This is a genomic window from Sinomicrobium weinanense, from assembly GCF_018863395.1.
In the GTDB taxonomy this organism is placed as follows: Bacteria; Bacteroidota; Bacteroidia; order Flavobacteriales; family Flavobacteriaceae; genus Sinomicrobium; species Sinomicrobium weinanense.
The window spans coordinates 79,449-97,833 of the sequence record NZ_JAHKRR010000002.1; the positions used below are offsets into that span (position 1 = coordinate 79,449).

The following is an 18,385-nucleotide window of genomic DNA, read 5'->3' on the forward strand; positions in this document are numbered from 1 at the left end:
TTATTCCTTTTATTCATAACAATTATTGCACGTTATACGTTATTATAAGGGTTTTCAGTTGCGAGTTGCCAGTTTTAATTCGTCTTACATGTATTAACAACAACTGGTAACCGGTAAAAAACACAAACCATGACCTCGACATTAGACTTACTCTTCTACTGCATTCCGGCCCTGATCACCGGGTTGATCGCTTATTATTTTTTCGTTCAATTTATCAAAAACGAGGATGCCCGCCGCCGTTTTCTCCTGCATAAGGACCACCAGAAGCACACTACGCCTATACGCCTGCAGGCCTACGAACGCATGGTACTCTTCCTGGAACGCATTGCTCCTTCCAAACTGCTTTTACGGGTGGCTCCCAACAGCACGGATAAAGAAAGCTATGAATCCATGCTTATCAAAAGTATAGAGGAGGAATACGACCACAATCTCTCTCAACAGATATATATGAGCGACAAATGCTGGAATGTGATCAAAACTGCTAAAAACACCACCATACAACTCATCCGGAAGACGGCCATGAGCGATAAGACCGATTCGGCCGACAAACTGCGGGAAACCATTCTCAACGAACTACTCGACAAAGCCCCGCCTTCCAGCACGGCCCTGGCGTATATTAAAAAAGAGGTCAATGACTTGTTGAATTGAAGGTGACAGGTTCCGGGTTTTGATCCCTGAGCAGAGCCGAAGGGCAGGTTCAAAGTTCCAGGTTTCAGGTTGAAGGTTTCAGGTTGTTTACGTTTTATAGTCCGGAGCTTATGTTTTTCTGTTTTTAGTGAACGTTCTTTTAACTTCGGTATACATTTTTGTATTTACTCTATACGTTGTCTAATAAGGGAATAATATACTTTTATCCACAGTTTACGTCCCATCAGTTACAATTTGTATTTTTTCCTTTTTGGTTTATATTCGGGCATTTACATTTAACATTTTTTAATCAGCAGTTTACATTCTCAGATCTGCAATCTACATTTTTCTTGCCATAATCTGCATTCTACCTCTGAACACCTACCTTTTACAGAACACTTTAAACTTCTAACCTGAAACCTGAAACTTTACCACCTTAGTTAGTTAAAATGTTCGTACTTTTACCCCGCAGGCCATCTTATCGCGCCCCGGTCTCTTTCCGGGGTGAGGAAAGTCCGGACACCACAGCGCAGCGTAGCGGGTAACACCCGCCCTTCGCCAAGGCGGAGAGGACCAGTGCAACAGAAAGGATGTACAGGTAATGCTGTAGTGAAATCAGGTAAACTCTACGCGGTGCAACGCCATGTAAACCGGCATTTGAGGGTTGCGCGCCCGACTCGCTCACAGCGGATGCCGGAGGGTAGGCGGTTAGAGATGCCGGGCAACCGGTATCCCAGATAAATGATAAGACTCGACAGAATCCGGCTTACAGGCCTGCTTTTTTTAGAAAGTGAGAGGGTGAGAAAGTGAGAGTAGGTCAAAATTCTCACCCTCTCACTTTCTCACTTTTACACCTCAAACAAGTCGGAAGACAGGTACCGGTCGCCACGGTCGCAGATAATGGCTACGATCACTCCTTTATCCAGAGTATCCGCCAGTTTCAGGGCGGCGCAGACAGCTCCTCCGCTGCTCATCCCGGCAAATATGCCTTCTTCCCGGGCCAGGCGCCTGGCCATGTCTGCAGCTTCGGCCTCACTCACTTCTATGATCTCATCTACCTTGGCGGGGTTGAATATTTTGGGAAGGTACTCCTCGGGCCATTTCCTTATCCCGGGAATACTGGAATCATCCGTTGGCTGCACTCCCACAATACGGACATCCGGGTTCTTTTCTTTCAGGTAGGTCGATGTCCCCATGATCGTCCCCGTGGTCCCCATGGCCGAAACAAAATGGGTGATCTTTCCTTCGGTGTCCCTCCATATTTCCGGTCCCGTAGTCTTGTAATGCGCTTTCCAGTTATCTTCGTTGCCAAACTGATTGAACATCACATAGCCTTCTTCCCGGACCTTTTTCTCCGCATAATCCCTTGCCCCTTCTATACCAATATCCGAGGGCGTGAGGGTTACTTTGGCTCCATAGGCCCGCATGGTCTGCACCCTTTCTTTTGTGGAATTTTCGGGCATGACCAGTTCGATGTTCAGCTTAAACAGCCCTGCTATCATGGCCAAGGCAATACCGGTGTTGCCACTTGTAGCCTCGATAAGCCTGGTTTCCGGGGATATCTCCTTTCGTTCCAGGGCACTTTTTATCATGTTATAGGCCGCCCGGTCCTTTACACTGCCTCCCGGATTATCGCCTTCCAGCTTCAGCAAAAGGGTGATGTTCTTGTTTTTTACCAGGGTGGTGGCTGCCACCAAAGGAGTGTTTCCTATATTGTCGAGTAAGGTTTTGTACATGTCTTTCGGGTTTGATCTGTTATTCCCTTCTTTTCCCATAGAGTATCTGGAAAAATAGGTTCGGAAATCCGCGAAACGGAATTTTTATCCAACAAAAGTACCATTATTTTCCTGAAAAAGTTTCGTAGTTTTTAGCTGGGCAATATTTATGGTAACTTATAATATCTCCCTATCCGCATCTCACCTTCTCACTTTCTCCCCCTCTCACATTCAAAAAGAGAGCTCCCTGTTACCATCCGGCTGTTCAGTAATATAAATATGCACTGCTTCTTCCGGCAGCAGGCCTTCGATCTTTTCGGGCCACTCCACAAAGATCCAGGTATCGGCATACAGGTAATCTTCAATACCGATGTCCAGCGCTTCAGTTTCATCTTTTATACGATAAAAATCAAAGTGATAAACGGCGCAGCCATTATCTCCTACATATTCATTGACCAGGCCAAAAGTGGGACTGCTGGTCATATCGCGCACTCCTAACTGCTGCGCCAGGGATTTGATGAGGGTGGTCTTTCCTGCACCCATCACACCGTGGAACAACAGGGTCTTGTCCGGCACCTCGTCCAGGAGCTGCCGGGCCACTGCATCGATCTCAGCCAGGGTATAGCTAATTTTCTTCATTCAGCATTAATTACTTGGGTTCCATCACTACAAAAGGTATAACCATCTCTTCGAGCGATATCCCTCCGTGCTGGTATGTATTCCGGTAATAGCTCACATAGTGGTTGTAATTGTTGGGATATGCAAAGAAGAGGTCTTCCTTGGCAAAAATAAAGGAACTGCTCATATTGATGGACGGCAGGTGTGCATCCTTCGGCTTTTTTACGGCAAAGACATCCTTGTTGTTATAAGAGAGGCTCCTCCCCGTCTTATAACGCAGGTTAAGGCTGGTCTCCTTGTCCCCTATCACTTTAGATGGGTTCTTAACATTTATCGTACCGTGGTCTGTGGTAAGGAGCAGTTTAAAGCCGAGCCGCTGCGACTGCTGTATGATCTCCAGCAGGGGCGAGTTCTTGAACCAGCTTTGGGTCAGGGAGCGATAGGCTTTGTCGTTCGAAGCCAGCTCCTTGATCACTTCCATTTCCGTCTTGGAATGAGAAAGGATATCCACAAAATTATACACCACCACCGTAAGGTCGTTGTCTTTTTGTGATTTGAAATTCTGCACCAGTTGCCTGCCTGCTTTTAAGCTGGATATCTTGTGATATTCCCACTTGATATTCAATCCCAGGCGGCGTATCTGCTCGTTCAGGAAATCGGCTTCGTGCAGGTTCTTACCGCCCTCGTCCGTGTCGTTCTTCCACAACTTCGGGTACAGCTTTTCCATTTCCGCAGGCATCAGTCCGGAAAAAATAGCATTCCGGGCATATTGTGTGGCCGTGGGAAGGATGCTGAAATAGGGTGTTTCGCTTTTTGTCTTGTAATGTACATTAGTAGCATCCTCTATGGCTTTCCATTGGTCGTATCTCAGGTTGTCTATGACCACGAGCAGCGTCGGAATATCTTTTTGCAGTTCGGGCACCACCAGTTCCCGGAATAAAGTATGTGACATCACAGGACCGGCATCGTCCGAAAACCAGTCCGGGTAATTTTTTTCGATAAATTTGCCAAACTGGGTATTGGCTTCCGTTTTCTGCGACTCCAGGATCTCCACCATCCCGATATCTTCAATATTCTCGAGTTCCAGCTCCCAATATATCAATCTCCTGTACAGGTCTGCCCAGTCTTCAAAAGAATTGACCATAGCCATGTCCATCGCTATTTTCCGGAATTCCTGCTGGTAATTGGCCGTAGTCTTTTCTGACACCAACCGCGAATGGTCCAGGTTTTTCTTCAGCGAAAGTAATATCTGGTTCGGGTTAACGGGTTTTATAAGGTAATCGGCGATCTTGGAGCCAATGGCCTCCTCCATGAGGTATTCCTCCTCGCTCTTGGTGATCATCACCACGGGAAGGTTGGGCCGCTTTGCTTTGATCTCTGTCAGGGTTTCCAGACCGGTGAGCCCGGGCATGTTTTCGTCCAGGAAAACAATGTCGTAATTGTTGCTGTCAATATCTTCCAGGGCGTCTGCCCCACTCTGGCAGGTCGATATAGCGTAATTCTTGTTTTCCAGAAAAAGAATGTGCGGTTTCAGCAAATCGATCTCATCGTCTACCCACAGTATTTTTATGTTGCTCATATCCGTATATTTGTATTTTGCATTAATTCATTCCTCAATTCATGTTAAGACGGGGAAATGATCTCTGGTTGCCGGGTCTTTCGCCGGACTCAGGACGGGCTAAGGCCGAAGCACGGGCCAAAAATAAACATATAAAAGCCCATAACGGGCATTTAACAGGCAAAGATAATTACTAACTGATATACAATCGTGCAAAACTCAAAGTTTACGAAATTCTATATAGATGAATCATACTAACAAGCTCAAAATATTTAACGATCCAATTTACGGATTTATTACCATACCCAACACCCTTGTCTTTGACCTTATCGAACACAAATATTTTCAACGACTGCGGAGAATTTCGCAAATGGGGCTTTCCTACCTGGTGTACCCGGGAGCGCACCACACCCGTTTTCACCACGCCCTGGGTTGTATGCACCTTATGCAAAAAGCAGTACAAACCCTTCGTTTTAAGAAGGTTGACATTTCTGAAGAGGAAGAAGAGGCCCTGCTCATTGCCATTTTATTGCACGACATAGGTCACGGTCCTTTCTCCCATGCCATGGAACACAGTATTGTGAGCGGGGTAAGCCACGAGCAGATATCCCTGCTTTTTATGGAAGAGCTGAACCGTACATTTAACGGAAGTTTAACGCTTGCTATCCAGATGTTCCGGGGCGAATATCATCGGAAATTCATGCACCAGCTCATTTCGAGCCAGTTCGATATTGACCGTACCGACTACCTGAAAAGAGACAGCTTTTATACCGGGGTAGCCGAAGGCAATATCAATTCTGAAAGGCTGATAACCATGCTCAACGTAGTAGACAACGAACTGGCCATAGAGGAAAAAGGCATCTATTCCGTAGAAAAATTCCTGGTAGCCCGGCGGCTGATGTACTGGCAGGCCTACCTCCACAAAACGGGACTTGCGGCAGAACAACTTCTCATACGGGTGCTGAAGCGGGCCAAGGAACTGGTATCGGAAGGCACTGACCTGAAAGCTAGCAGCGCACTGGAATACTTCCTGAAAAACAAAGTGGAAATACAGGATTTCAACGCTTCCGTACTCGATATTTTTTCAAGGCTGGACGACTACGACATCATATCGGCCATGAAGGAATGGCAGTTCCATGAGGACTTTGTACTCTCTAATCTGTGCGCCATGCTGCTGAACCGCGACCTGCTGAAGATAAAGTTCAGGAAAAAGCCTTTTTCGGACAAAAAATTAAAGAAACACACAGACCTTTTTATCGAAAAACACAGTGTTCCGGATGAAGTGGCCCGTTATTTCGTATTTACGGGCGAAGTGGAGAACCTCGCTTACAGCACAGACAAGGAAAACATCCATATCCTTATGAAAACAGGAAAGAAATCGGATGTGGTAAAGGCTTCGGACCTGCTTAATATAAAAGCGTTGTCTAAACTGGTAACCAAATATTATATCTGCTATCCGAAACAAAGTTAGAGGTTGGAGGTACGAGATACGAAGTACAAAGTACAAAGTATAAAGTACCTGGTTAGGGTTACAGGTGGGGTGTGATAAGAAGTACGAAGTTTGTTTATGGCAAAGCCCAGTTAAACGAACATTACTTATTAATTTACAGTATTTTACCTCAGAAAAACACTATCAATTCAAACCTGAAACCTGAAACTTGAAACCTGAAACCTGAAACCTGAAACCATAAACCACACACAATAAACCGAAATTTTATACTTTTGCAGGAATGAAATTTACAGCAAGTCAAATAGCGGGCATACTGGAAGGGGACATTATAGGAGACCCCGATGTGGAAGTCTCCAATCTGGCCAAGATAGAAGAAGGCGCTGAGGGCGACCTCACTTTCCTTGCCAACCCCAAGTACAAACCTTATATCTATACCACCAGGGCTTCCATTACTATTGTAAACAAAGATTTTGAAGCGGAATCTGACCTCTTCACCACACTTATAAAAGTAGAAGATGCCTATAAATCGTTTTCCAAATTACTGGAATACTACAACCAGGTAAAGATGAACAAAACGGGAATAGAACAACCTTCCTTTATTTCCGATTCCGCCAGTTATGGCGAAAACATCTACCTGGGCGCTTTTTCCTATATCGGGGAAAACGTTCGTATAGGCAACAATTGCAAAATTTACCCTAATGCCTACATCGGCGACAATGTTTCCATAGGAGACAATGTTGTGGTGTTTGCAGGGGCCAAGATCTATTCGGAGACCGTCATAGGCCATCACTGTATTATCCATGGTGGAGTTATTATAGGTGCAGATGGGTTTGGTTTTGCCCCGGAGGAGAACGGCACGTATTCCAAGGTGCCTCAAACCGGGAATGTTATCCTGGAAGACTATGTCGATGTAGGAGCAGGTACTACCATAGACAGGGCCACCCTGGGTTCTACCATTATAAGGAAGGGTGTTAAACTGGACAATCAGATCCAGATCGCCCACAATGTGGAAATAGGAGAAAATACCGTAATAGCCGCTCAGACCGGTATTGCAGGATCGACCAAAATTGGTAAGAACTGCATCATCGGGGGGCAGGTAGGCATAGTTGGGCACATCACCATAGGAAACCGGGTAAAAGTACAGGCTCAATCCGGAATAGGCCGGAATATTGAGGATGATGAAGTACTGCAGGGGTCTCCGGCTATAAGTTATGGAGATTTCAATAAATCATACGTACATTTTAAAAATCTGCCCAAATTAGTACAAACCATTCACCAATTAGATAAAAAACGGAACGACAATGAGTAGTGATAAAGTTGTTAAACAACGTACTATTGCAAAAGAAGTTACGCTACAGGGAGTTGGCCTGCACACAGGGCACGAAGTGACCATGACCTTTAAACCCGCTCCGGAAGACCACGGCTATGCCTTTAAGCGTATAGACCTGGAAGGAAGCCCTGTAATCGAAGCTGACGCCAACTATGTGATCAATACCCAAAGAGGTACCAACCTGGAGAAAAAAGGAGTTAGGATACACACTTCCGAACACGTCCTTGCAGCTCTTGTAGGACTGCAGATAGACAACGTACTGATAGAACTCAACGCCCCCGAACCTCCCATCATGGACGGTTCTTCCAAATATTTCGTAGAAGCCCTCGAAAGTGCGGGCATTGTGGAGCTGGATGCAGAAAGGGAAGAATATATCGTAAAGGATGTGATCTCTTATACCGACGAAGAGAGCGGAAGCGAGATCACGGTCATTCCGGCAAACGAGTACCAGGTGACCACCATGGTGGATTTCGGCACCAAAGTACTGGGCACGCAGAACGCTACGCTAAAACATCTTTCGGAATTTAAAAAGGAAATATCCGATGCCAGGACCTTCAGTTTTCTCCACGAGATCGAAACTCTCCTGGAACACGGGCTGATAAAGGGCGGAGACCTCAATAACGCTATCGTTTATGTAGACAAGGAACTCTCCCCGCAAACGATGGAAAAACTGAGAGTGGCCTTTAACAAAGATTCCATTTCCGTAAAGCCCAATGGCATCCTGGACAACCTTACCCTGCATCACCCCAATGAAGCGGCACGGCACAAGCTGCTCGATGTCATCGGGGACCTGGCCCTGGTAGGAACACGTATCCGAGGTAAGGTCATCGCTAATAAACCCGGACATTTCGTAAACACCCAGTTCGCCAAAAAGCTCTCCAAGATCATCAAGATCGAGAAACGGAACAAGGTCCCCCAGTTCGACCTGAACAAACCACCGTTGATGAATATCACGGATATCATGAAAAAATTACCGCACCGTCCGCCGTTTTTGCTGGTAGATAAAATACTCGAACTCTCGGATACTCATGTCGTAGGGGTTAAGAACATTACAATGAACGAGCCGTTCTTTGTGGGTCATTTCCCCGGAGCACCTGTAATGCCCGGAGTACTTCAGATAGAGGCTATGGCCCAGGCAGGTGGTATACTGGTATTGAGTACCGTACCCGACCCGGAGAACTACCTTACTTTCTTTATGAAGGTAGACAAGGTTAAATTCAAACAACAGGTAGGCCCGGGAGATACCCTGGTATTTAAACTGGAATTGATATCCCCCATACGAAGAGGCATCTGCCATATGCAGGGATATGCCTACGCCAACGGCAAACTGGCCACAGAAGCCGAAATGATGGCACAAATAGTAAAAGTTAAAAATGAATAAGTAAATGATAATGATGTGTCCCCCCGGTTCACATTTTAATTATCAACACAATCGACACACATGAATCAACCTTTAGCATACGTACATCCCGGAGCCAAGATAGCCAAGAACGTGGTTATCGAACCTTTTACTACGATCCATAACAATGTGGTCATAGGCGAAGGAACCTGGATAGGCTCTAATGTAACCATCATGGAAGGAGCCCGAATAGGTAAGAACTGTAATATTTTCCCCGGGTCGGTGATCGCTGCCACTCCACAGGACCTGAAATTCGAGGGCGAAGAGACCACTGCAGAAATAGGCGATAATACCACGATTCGCGAATGTGTGACCATCAACCGCGGTACGGTAGACAGGATGAAGACCAAAATCGGAAACAACTGTCTTATCATGGCATACAGCCATATTGCGCACGACTGTATTGTAGGAGATCATTGTATATTTTCCAACAACAGCACACTCGCCGGGCATATTAATGTGGGCGATTATGTTGTACTGGCTGGAATGACAGCCGTACACCAGTTCTGCTCCATCGGGAATCACGCTTTTGTTACCGGGGGCTCCCTGGTGCGAAAAGATGTTCCGCCTTATGTCAAGGGAGCACGCGAACCCCTGTCGTATGTAGGTATTAATTCCGTAGGACTGCGACGAAGGGGCTTCTCTTCCGAAAAGATCCGTGAAATACAGAACATATACCGGATACTCTATCAGAGAAATTACAACAATACCCAGGCCATCGAGATCATCGAGGCCGAAATGGAAGCCACACCGGAAAGGGATGAAATACTCCAGTTCATACGCGATTCGCAAAGAGGTATTATGAAAGGATATTTCAACGCCGGGTAAAGAGTTGACGAGTTTGGGAGTTGATGAGTTACATTCCTCCAAAACTAAAAGCTCCAAAAACTAAAAAACTAAAAATCAAAAGATATGGCATCAACGTCAGATATACGAAAGGGATTATGTATCAGGTACAATCACGATATATTTAAGGTCGTGGAATTTTTACATGTCAAGCCCGGTAAAGGGCCGGCATTTGTAAGGACAAAACTAAAAAGTGTTACTACCGGAAAGGTTATAGACAACACCTTTTCTGCCGGGCACAAGATCGAAGATGTCCGCGTGGAAACCCACGGTTTTCAATACCTGTATCCCGAAGGAGACACTTTCCATTTTATGCATACGGAAGACTTTAACCAGATCTCCCTGCAAAAAAGCATCCTGGACAGCCCGGAATTACTCAAGGAAGGCGAAGTGGTTAGTGTGCTTCTCAACACCGAGGACGGTTTACCGCTTTCAGTAGAGATGCCTTCTCACGTGATCCTGGAAGTTACCCACACCGAACCCGGCGTAAAGGGAAACACCGCTACTAATGCCACAAAACCGGCAACCATGGAGACCGGGGCTATTGTTAACGTTCCACTCTTTATCAACGAAGGTGACAAAATAAAGGTGGAGACCGAAAAAGGAACTTACGTAGAACGGGTAAAGGAATAACCACCGCTCACAAACGGAAAACAACATATGAAATTTCCACAGGCACACACGCTACGACAGATAGCGACCATTCTGGACTGTGACTTTGCAGGCCCGGAGGATTTTCCTGTGTATGGCATGAACGAGATCCATGTCGTGGAACCCGGGGATATTGTCTTTGTAGACCATCCCAAGTATTATGACAAGGCTCTGAACTCTGCCGCTACAGTGATCCTGATCAACAAACAGGTGGAATGCCCCGAAGGTAAAGGCCTGCTCATTTCGGACGACCCTTTCCGCGATTTTAACAAGCTTACCAATTATTTCCGCCCTTTCGAAAAAGCGGTGGCTACCATAGCCCCCTCCGCCACTATCGGAAAAAACACCATCATACAGCCCGATGTATTTATCGGGAACAATGTTGTTATAGGAGATCACTGCGTTATACATCCTCATGTCACCATCTACGACAATACCGTGATAGGCGACTATGTGACCATACATGCAGGTACCGTACTGGGAGCAGATGCTTTTTATTATAAAAACAGGCCCGAAGGGTTCGACAAGCTCATCTCGGGAGGCCGGGTGGTCATCGAAGACCATGTAGACCTCGGTGCACTTTGCACCATTGATAAGGGCGTTACAGGCAGCACTATTATAAAAAAAGGCGCCAAACTCGACAACCAGGTGCACGTAGGCCACGACACGGTGATCGGAAAGAAATGCCTCATTGCCTCCCAAACCGGGATCGCGGGCTGTGTAATCATTGAAGATGAAGTAACCATCTGGGGGCAGGTCGGTATGACCAGCGGTATAACCATAGGTTCCAAAGCCGTGATACTGGCACAATCGGGCATAAGCAAGTCCCTGGCAGGCCACACCACTTATTTCGGATATCCCGCCGAAGAGGCACGTAAAAAATATAAGGAACTGGCATCCATCCGTAAAATTCCGGATATCATAGAAAAACTAAACCCAAGGGAAGGTGATCAGTAATCTGTGGTCGGTGAAAGCTAACAAACTAACAGCCGGAAACCGGCAACAAAAAAAATAACCCCGGGCCGCAAACATAAACAGCAAACCGTAACGGATAATTCACATAAAACCCTATTTTTGCATAGCCTATTAAAAATTAAAGTATAATGAGTGTTTTAGTCAACAAGGATTCAAAGATAATTGTACAAGGTTTTACCGGTAGTGAAGGTACTTTTCACGCCGAACAGATGATCGAATACGGAACCAATGTGGTAGGCGGGGTAACTCCCGGAAAAGGAGGCCAGGAACACCTGGGCCGTCCTGTTTTTAACACAGTTAAAGATGCTGTTGAAAAAGCAGGTGCCGATACTTCTATCATTTTCGTACCGCCCGCTTTTGCCGCCGACGCTATCATGGAAGCTGCAGATGCCGGGATCAAAGTGATCATCACCATTACCGAAGGTATTCCGGTAGCCGATATGATCACGGCTTCCAACTATATAAAAGACAAGGATTGCAGGCTTATCGGCCCTAACTGCCCCGGAGTTATCACTCCCGGAGAAGCCAAGGTAGGCATTATGCCCGGATTCGTATTCAAAAAAGGAAACGTGGGCATTGTGTCCAAGTCCGGGACCCTTACTTATGAAGCTGCAGACCAGGTAGTCCGTCAGGGACTGGGTATCACCACAGCCATCGGTATTGGCGGCGATCCCATTATCGGGACCACTACTAAAGAAGCCGTGGAACTACTGATGAACGACCCCGAAACCGAATGTATCGTAATGATCGGTGAAATAGGCGGACAACTCGAAGCTGACGCCGCCAACTGGGTCAAAGAAAACGGCAATAAAAAACCCGTAGTAGGATTCATCGCCGGCGAAACTGCCCCCAAAGGAAGGACTATGGGGCATGCCGGAGCCATCGTAGGAGGTGCGGACGATACTGCCGAAGCTAAAAAACGCATCATGAGGGAATGCGGCATCCACGTCGTAGACTCTCCGGCGGAAATCGGCAAAAAAGTAGCTGAAGTCATCGGGTAATTATTGCTAAAACAGCAAACAATTATAAAATATTGTAAATCCACCAGTTATATGAGCTGGTGGATTTTTTTTGCGCCCAAACCCCGCTAAATTGATGGGGTTTCTTGTTTTGTCCTGTTTCTATTTGCTATATTTGGACTTTGCTTATCGGGCAAAGAACGAAGAGGTAGTTAAAAAGTGATCTTTACATCAGCCTGAACTTGCCTGTACTGAGTACAATCGAAGTGTTTTCAGGTTCTCATACTGATCGTCCGATCAGTGGAATGGGATGCTGAAACAAGTTCAGCATGACGTGGGATAGGACTTTTTAACTACCTCCTTAGTCCCACAAAAATAATATTAAGAAATAGAGGTAAGGCCTCCCGGCATATAACATAAGGCCATAACATCCGGTCAGCAATGCGTTATATGTCCTGAAGCCTTATATCAGCAACCGTTACAAATTGACAAACAGATGAAACTCTTAGAAGGAAAAACAGCTATCATTACCGGTGCAAGCAGGGGAATTGGAAAAGGTATTGCACAGGCTTTTGCCCGGGAGGGAGCCAATATTGCATTTACGTACAGCGCTTCGGCCGAAGCTGCCGCAGAACTGGAAAAAGAACTCACTGCCGAGGGAATTAAGGCCAAAGGCTACCAAAGCAATGCCGCCAGTTTTGACGATGCACAAAAACTGGCAGAAGAAGTGATCAAAGAATTTGGGAGTATCGATATCCTGATCAACAATGCCGGGATCACCAAAGACAACCTCCTGATGCGTATTTCCGAAGAAGATTTCGACAAGGTCATTGAAGTCAATCTCAAGTCTGTATTTAACATGACCAAGGCCGTACAGCGAACCATGCTCAAGCAACGCAACGGCTCTATCATTAACATGAGTTCGGTAGTGGGTGTCAAAGGTAATGCCGGGCAGACCAACTATGCAGCTTCCAAGGCCGGGATCATTGGTTTTACCAAATCCATTGCCCTGGAACTCGGATCGAGGAACATCCGTTGCAATGCCATAGCACCCGGATTCATAGAGACCGAAATGACAGCCAAACTGGACGAAAAGACCGTACAGGGATGGAGGAACGAAATACCACTCAAACGGGGCGGAACCCCCGAAGACGTAGCCAATGCCTGCCTCTTCCTGGCCTCTGACCTCAGTGCATACATCACAGGACAGGTGCTCCAGGTAGATGGTGGAATGCTCACGTAAAACGAGTATACTCGCCAACTAAACCTACAAAATGTCTGTTTTATATATCATTCTGGCAGGAATATTGGCCTTACTGGCAGCAATATTCCAATACGGAAAAGCAAAAGGCAAGTCAAAAGGAAACTTGCTTTTTGCTTTTTTGCGGTTCCTGTCTGTGTTTTCCATACTCCTGCTCCTTATCAACCCCAAATTCAAAAAAGTTACCGTATACCAGGAAAATCCAGCCCTGGCCATCCTTACAGACAATTCTTCTTCCATAGCCTTCCTGGAACAGCAGGAAAAAGTAAATGATATCCTTACCGCCCTGGAAAATGACCAGGAGCTAAAAGAACGGTTTTCCATAGACCACTACACTTTCGGGGAAACTCTGAAAAACGGACGTGCCCTCACCTTTGGGGAAGGCCGGACAGACCTGAGTGAATCCCTGTCCTCCCTTAAAGATATTTACAGGGGCAAAAACACCGCCACTATCGTCATCACTGATGGTAACCAAACCTATGGAGAGGATTACACTTACACTTCCCTGAACTACCCTACCCCCGTATTCCCGGTCGCCCTGGGAGACACGGCCACCTACGATGACCTGAAGATATCCAGGCTCAACGTCAACCGGTATGCCTATTTCAGGAATAAATTCCCGGTAGAAGTTATCCTTAATTATGACGGGGAAGCCCCGGTAAACAGCACTTTCCGTATCTTATCCGGCAATCGCACCCTGTTCCGTAAAGCAGTGCATTTTTCCCCGGAGCACAGATCGGAGATCATACAGACCCATCTCGACGCCGAAACCAGGGGCGTACTGACCTTCAGGGCTGAGGTGCTTCCCCTGGAAAACGAAAGGAATACCCGCAACAACCACAAGGCATTCGGTATCGAGGTCATAGATCAGAAGACGGAAGTGCTTATCATTTCCGATATGCCCCACCCCGACATCGGGGCCTTAAAACGAGGTATTGAATCCAATGAAGAACGTACCGTAACCCTTAGCAAACCCGATCTCAACATAAACAAGCTCAACGATTTTCAGCTTGTTATCCTCTATCAGCCCAATGCCTCCTTCGCCAATGTATTGCGTGAGCTTTCGAAGATCGGAAAGAACACTTTTACGATCACCGGCAGGAACACGGACTGGGATTTTCTCAACCGGGCACAGGATATTTTTTCCAAAAAGAAAAGCAATCTCACAGAAGAGGTACAGGGAAGTTACAACGAGAGCTATTCCATATTTGCTACGGACAACATCGGCTTCTCTCACTACCCTCCCCTTCAGGTAACTTTCGGGGATATAGACCTGAACGCCCCTTATGAAACGATCTTATATCAGAAAGTAAAAGGAGTCCCTACCGAAACCCCGTTGCTCTTTACCGTAGAAAAAGATCATAAAAGGGGTGCCGTGCTCCTGGGACAGGATATCTGGAAATGGAGAATGCAGGACTACCGGGAAAACAAGAATAATGAAAAGTTTGACAAGTTTCTCGGCAAACTCATCTTTTATCTCGCTTCCAACCAGAAAAGGGACCGGCTGGAAACCGATTACGAAACCTTTTACGACGGAAGTTCCCCGGTGACCGTCACTGCACAATATTTTGACAGGAACTACCTGTTTAACCCGGAGGCCTCGCTGCGCATAACAGTGAAAAAAGAAAGCGATACCTCCGGAAGGACCTACCCCATGCTCCTGCGCAATAATTATTACGAAGCCGATCTCAGCGACCTTGAAGCCGGGCAATATACCTTCACCGTCCGTGTGGAAGGCGAAAACATACAACGCTCGGGACAATTCCGCATACTGGAATTTGACATAGAGCAGCAATACGGAAGCGCAGCTATCGGCAAACTCCAAACACTGGCCCGAAACTCCGGCGGAAAGGTATTTTACCACACTGACATCGAAAACCTGAAAACCAGGCTGATGGAAGATGAACGTTTTAAACCTGTTCAGAAAAGTAAAGAAAATACCGTACCTTTAGTAGATTGGAAAATATTGCTGTTCCTCATTGCCCTGTTCCTTACTGCAGAATGGTTCCTCAGAAAGTACCGTGGACTCGTATAATTGAACAGCATCTATCCACAAGATAAACGATATAGCCGCAAATTCAGGCTTTAAAAACCAAACTAAATATAAACCGTTAAACTAAAAACATGGACAGATTGCCCAAATTAGGATTACCCGTGATCATTGGTGTTATACTTTTGATTATTCTTATTGTAAAATCAACAATTACCATAGCCCCGGGAAAAGCAGGAGTGTTGTACAGGACGTTCGGTGGTGGTGTCGTTACAGATAAACCTCCCATGAGCGAAGGTTTCCATTGGGTGCTCCCCTGGAACAAAGTATACGTATACAATGTAAGGCAACAGGAGCTTTCCGAAAAAATGCAGGTACTCTCCTCCAACGGATTACAGATAGGACTGGATGCCACGGCCTGGCATCAGCCCGTCAGGGAAAAACTGGGGCTGCTGCACCAGGAAAAAGGAGAACGCTATATTACCGATGTTATTCTCCCGGCCATCCGGTCGGCAGCCAGAAGTGTGGTAGGCAGATACACCCCGGAACAATTGTACTCTACCAAAAGAGATGCCATCCAGGAAGAGATATTTGATGAGACCAAGAAAATACTGGACAAACAATACGTACAATTAAACGAGGTCCTGGTTCGCGATATTACCCTGCCTCCTACGATCAAAACTGCAATAGAAACAAAATTAAGACAGGAGCAGGAGACCCTGGAATATGAGTTCCGGTTGGAAAAAGCCGAAAAGGAAGCTGAACGCCAACGCATAGAAGCCGAAGGTAAGGCCGCTGCCAACAGGATACTGAGCGCCTCCCTGACCGACAAAATACTCCAGGAAAAAGGCATTCAGGCCACCGTGGAACTTTCTAAGTCCCAGAATTCCAAAGTTATTGTCATAGGAGCCGGAAATGACGGTATGCCTATTATCCTTGGAAATCAGTAGTGGTTGGTTTGAGGTTACAGGTTGCAGGTTTTGATCCCTGAGCAGAACCAAAGGGCAGGTTTAAAGTTTGCTTTTGCATTCTGCAAAAAACGAACATTCGGAAGGAAAACGTAAAACAATATAATCCGAAGCAAAACATCAACCTGAAACTTGAAACCTCAAACCCTCCTTTTGTTAACAACTCCCTGCAAAATTCAATCGCAGCTGCCCGAAATATGATCGCAATTTTTATCTTTGTGTCGTAAAGTTTTTTCTATGGAGCAATTTGTGGTTTCGGCGCGTAAGTACCGCCCTCAGACATTCAGGGATGTTGTGGGGCAGCAGGCTATTACCAATACGTTACTAAACGCCATAGAAAACAATCACCTGGCACAGGCCCTTCTTTTTTGCGGACCCAGAGGTGTGGGAAAGACTACCTGTGCCCGTATCCTGGCCAAAAAGATCAACCAGGACGGCCAGGAAAGCCCGGAAGAAGACTTTGCATTCAATATTTTTGAACTCGATGCAGCTTCCAACAACTCCGTAGACGATATCCGGAACCTTATAGACCAGGTACGCATTCCTCCTCAAAGCGGAAAATACAAGGTATATATCATAGATGAGGTGCACATGCTCTCGCAAGCGGCCTTCAACGCTTTCCTGAAAACACTCGAAGAGCCTCCGAAGCACGCTATCTTTATCCTGGCTACCACGGAAAAACACAAGATCATCCCTACCATTCTTTCCCGTTGCCAGATATTCGACTTTAAACGCATTACCGTAAAGGATGCAGCCGAATACTTAAAATATATCGCGGAAAACCAGGGTATAGAGGCCGACGACGACGCACTGCACATCATTGCCCAGAAAGCAGACGGAGCCATGCGCGACGCCCTTTCGATTTTTGACAGGGTCGTGAGTTTTTCCGGGCAAAAACTCACCAGGCAGGCGGTTACCGAAAACCTGAACGTACTCGACTACGATACCTATTTCAAAGCCACCGACCTTATCCTCGAAAACAATATTCCCCAACTGCTGATCGATTTTAACGAAACGCTGGCGCGGGGATTTGACGGGCATCATTTTATCGCCGGGCTTGCCTCACATTTCCGGGACCTGCTGGTCTGTAAGAACGAAGCTACCATTCCGCTGCTCGAAGTGGGCAGTGACGCCAAACAGCGCTATCTCGAACAATCGCGCAAAGCATCGGTCCCTTTTTTAATGAAAGGGATAGAGCTGGCCAACACCTGTGACCTGAACTACAAAACGAGCAAAAATCAACGGTTACTTACAGAACTCTGCCTTATGCAACTCGCCTCCATCACTTTCGATGGAGAAAAAAAAAATGACACTCCCTTCATAATCCCTCCCGCATTTTTCAGGGATAAAAGGGCCACAGAGCACAAGGACAAGACTTCGTCTTCCACAATTTCGCAGGCCGCAGAACCCGTGTCCACGTATGAGACAACTCCGGTTACTGCCTCGAAACCCCATACAGATACCCCTGCTAAAAAAACAGAAACCACCCCTCCCGCCGTAGAGGAAAAACGACAACCTACCTCCCCTATCGAAATCGGAAAAAAGCGCGTTTCCGGCCTGTCCCTGTCGAGTATAAAGGCCAAAAAGGAACTGGAAAAGAACAAAAAAGAGACCAGGATAGACGAATCCAGCCTGCCACGGGAACCCTTTACCGAAGAAGATATGCAAAAGGCCTGGGACAGTTATGTAAAGCAGATGAATGACAAAGGAAAAAAGATCATAGCTTCCAACCTGGCCACAGACAGGCCCAAACTAAAAAACAGCAATACCATCTGGATCGAGCTCCCCAACGACACCATGAAAAAGGAAGTAGAAAGGGAACAGTTTCCATTAATGGAATACCTCAAGGATCAGTTGCACAATCATTTTATAAGCCTTCAGGTCACGGTAAACGAAACTATAGAGCGAAAATATGCCTTTACCCCTCAGGAAAAGTATGCCAAACTCCGCGAAACCAACCCGATGATCGACATGCTACGCTCGGAATTTGATCTGGACATTTGAATATTATCGGTAAATCTGTATACGGGTATACCTG

The 18,385-nt window shown here is 46.3% G+C and carries 15 protein-coding genes and 1 other RNA gene; 13 read left to right on the plus strand and 3 right to left on the minus strand.

Annotated elements, in window-relative coordinates; translation table 11 throughout:
* The first annotated feature begins 129 nt into the window (after positions 1-129).
* A complete protein-coding gene (locus KN811_RS06030) occupies positions 130-648 on the plus strand; it encodes a DUF7935 family protein (protein ID WP_187964485.1) in 519 nt (172 codons plus the stop codon).
* A 444-nt stretch (positions 649-1,092) separates the two neighbouring features.
* Positions 1,093-1,412, plus strand: an RNA gene (gene rnpB / locus KN811_RS06035) — RNase P RNA component class A.
* A gap of 63 nt (positions 1,413-1,475) precedes the next feature.
* Here rnpB and cysM read toward each other — a convergent pair.
* From cysM to porX, 3 genes are all read right to left on the minus strand, one after another.
* The gene (gene cysM / locus KN811_RS06040; protein WP_187964484.1) at positions 1,476-2,363 is read right to left on the minus strand and encodes a cysteine synthase CysM; all 888 of its coding nucleotides are present in this window, start codon (positions 2,361-2,363) and stop codon (positions 1,476-1,478) included.
* Between the two features lie 210 nt (positions 2,364-2,573).
* The gene (tsaE, locus tag KN811_RS06045) at positions 2,574-2,981 is read right to left on the minus strand and encodes a tRNA (adenosine(37)-N6)-threonylcarbamoyltransferase complex ATPase subunit type 1 TsaE (protein WP_187964483.1); all 408 of its coding nucleotides are present in this window, start codon (positions 2,979-2,981) and stop codon (positions 2,574-2,576) included.
* Positions 2,982-2,991: 10 nt separating this feature from the next.
* Complete coding sequence (gene porX / locus KN811_RS06050; protein ID WP_187964482.1) at positions 2,992-4,539, minus strand: T9SS response regulator signal transducer PorX; 1,548 nt, start codon at positions 4,537-4,539, stop codon at positions 2,992-2,994.
* Between the two features lie 223 nt (positions 4,540-4,762).
* Here porX and KN811_RS06055 point away from each other — a divergent pair, with 223 nt between their 5' ends.
* The 11 genes from KN811_RS06055 (at position 4,763) to KN811_RS06105 (ending at position 18,351) form a co-directional block, all read left to right on the plus strand.
* The gene (locus tag KN811_RS06055) at positions 4,763-5,989 is read left to right on the plus strand and encodes an HD domain-containing protein (RefSeq protein ID WP_187964481.1); all 1,227 of its coding nucleotides are present in this window, start codon (positions 4,763-4,765) and stop codon (positions 5,987-5,989) included.
* A 259-nt stretch (positions 5,990-6,248) separates the two neighbouring features.
* Positions 6,249-7,277, plus strand: coding sequence for a UDP-3-O-(3-hydroxymyristoyl)glucosamine N-acyltransferase (gene lpxD / locus KN811_RS06060; protein WP_187964480.1), 1,029 nt, complete (start codon positions 6,249-6,251; stop codon positions 7,275-7,277).
* Positions 7,270-8,679: a bifunctional UDP-3-O-[3-hydroxymyristoyl] N-acetylglucosamine deacetylase/3-hydroxyacyl-ACP dehydratase gene (locus KN811_RS06065; RefSeq protein ID WP_187964479.1), complete on the plus strand. Its 1,410-nt coding sequence runs from the start codon at positions 7,270-7,272 to the stop codon at positions 8,677-8,679. The genes lpxD and KN811_RS06065 overlap by 8 nt, the downstream gene beginning before the upstream one ends.
* Before the next feature lie 60 nt (positions 8,680-8,739).
* Positions 8,740-9,525: an acyl-ACP--UDP-N-acetylglucosamine O-acyltransferase gene (gene lpxA / locus KN811_RS06070; protein WP_187964478.1), complete on the plus strand. Its 786-nt coding sequence runs from the start codon at positions 8,740-8,742 to the stop codon at positions 9,523-9,525.
* Between the two features lie 84 nt (positions 9,526-9,609).
* Complete coding sequence (gene efp / locus KN811_RS06075; RefSeq protein WP_187964477.1) at positions 9,610-10,176, plus strand: elongation factor P; 567 nt, start codon at positions 9,610-9,612, stop codon at positions 10,174-10,176.
* Between the two features lie 27 nt (positions 10,177-10,203).
* On the plus strand, positions 10,204-11,151 hold the full coding sequence (locus KN811_RS06080; RefSeq protein ID WP_187964476.1) for a UDP-3-O-(3-hydroxymyristoyl)glucosamine N-acyltransferase: 948 nt from the start codon (positions 10,204-10,206) through the stop codon (positions 11,149-11,151).
* Positions 11,152-11,297: 146 nt separating this feature from the next.
* A complete protein-coding gene (gene sucD, locus KN811_RS06085; protein ID WP_187964475.1) occupies positions 11,298-12,170 on the plus strand; it encodes a succinate--CoA ligase subunit alpha in 873 nt (290 codons plus the stop codon).
* A gap of 454 nt (positions 12,171-12,624) precedes the next feature.
* Positions 12,625-13,371, plus strand: a complete 747-nt coding sequence (fabG, locus tag KN811_RS06090; RefSeq protein WP_187964474.1) for a 3-oxoacyl-[acyl-carrier-protein] reductase — start codon at positions 12,625-12,627, stop codon at positions 13,369-13,371.
* Between the two features lie 31 nt (positions 13,372-13,402).
* A complete protein-coding gene (locus KN811_RS06095) occupies positions 13,403-15,424 on the plus strand; it encodes a vWA domain-containing protein (RefSeq protein ID WP_187964473.1) in 2,022 nt (673 codons plus the stop codon).
* 89 nt (positions 15,425-15,513) lie between these two features.
* Complete coding sequence (locus KN811_RS06100; protein WP_187964472.1) at positions 15,514-16,329, plus strand: prohibitin family protein; 816 nt, start codon at positions 15,514-15,516, stop codon at positions 16,327-16,329.
* Between the two features lie 255 nt (positions 16,330-16,584).
* Entirely contained in the window at positions 16,585-18,351 is a 1,767-nt protein-coding gene (locus KN811_RS06105; protein WP_187964471.1) for a DNA polymerase III subunit gamma/tau, read from the plus strand.
* Positions 18,352-18,385: the final 34 nt, after the last annotated feature.

Excerpts from the sequence above, each read along its gene's own strand:
- KN811_RS06030 (WP_187964485.1), top strand. The coding sequence starts at position 130 with ATGACCTCGACATTAGACTTACTCTTCTACTGCATTCCGGCCCTGATC.
- cysM (WP_187964484.1), bottom strand. The coding sequence starts at position 2,363 with ATGTACAAAACCTTACTCGACAATATAGGAAACACTCCTTTGGTGGCA.
- tsaE (WP_187964483.1), bottom strand. The coding sequence starts at position 2,981 with ATGAAGAAAATTAGCTATACCCTGGCTGAGATCGATGCAGTGGCCCGG.
- porX (WP_187964482.1), bottom strand. The coding sequence starts at position 4,539 with ATGAGCAACATAAAAATACTGTGGGTAGACGATGAGATCGATTTGCTG.
- KN811_RS06055 (WP_187964481.1), top strand. The coding sequence starts at position 4,763 with ATGAATCATACTAACAAGCTCAAAATATTTAACGATCCAATTTACGGA.
- lpxD (WP_187964480.1), top strand. The coding sequence starts at position 6,249 with ATGAAATTTACAGCAAGTCAAATAGCGGGCATACTGGAAGGGGACATT.
- KN811_RS06065 (WP_187964479.1), top strand. The coding sequence starts at position 7,270 with ATGAGTAGTGATAAAGTTGTTAAACAACGTACTATTGCAAAAGAAGTT.
- lpxA (WP_187964478.1), top strand. The coding sequence starts at position 8,740 with ATGAATCAACCTTTAGCATACGTACATCCCGGAGCCAAGATAGCCAAG.
- efp (WP_187964477.1), top strand. The coding sequence starts at position 9,610 with ATGGCATCAACGTCAGATATACGAAAGGGATTATGTATCAGGTACAAT.
- KN811_RS06080 (WP_187964476.1), top strand. The coding sequence starts at position 10,204 with ATGAAATTTCCACAGGCACACACGCTACGACAGATAGCGACCATTCTG.
- sucD (WP_187964475.1), top strand. The coding sequence starts at position 11,298 with ATGAGTGTTTTAGTCAACAAGGATTCAAAGATAATTGTACAAGGTTTT.
- fabG (WP_187964474.1), top strand. The coding sequence starts at position 12,625 with ATGAAACTCTTAGAAGGAAAAACAGCTATCATTACCGGTGCAAGCAGG.
- KN811_RS06095 (WP_187964473.1), top strand. The coding sequence starts at position 13,403 with ATGTCTGTTTTATATATCATTCTGGCAGGAATATTGGCCTTACTGGCA.
- KN811_RS06100 (WP_187964472.1), top strand. The coding sequence starts at position 15,514 with ATGGACAGATTGCCCAAATTAGGATTACCCGTGATCATTGGTGTTATA.
- KN811_RS06105 (WP_187964471.1), top strand. The coding sequence starts at position 16,585 with ATGGAGCAATTTGTGGTTTCGGCGCGTAAGTACCGCCCTCAGACATTC.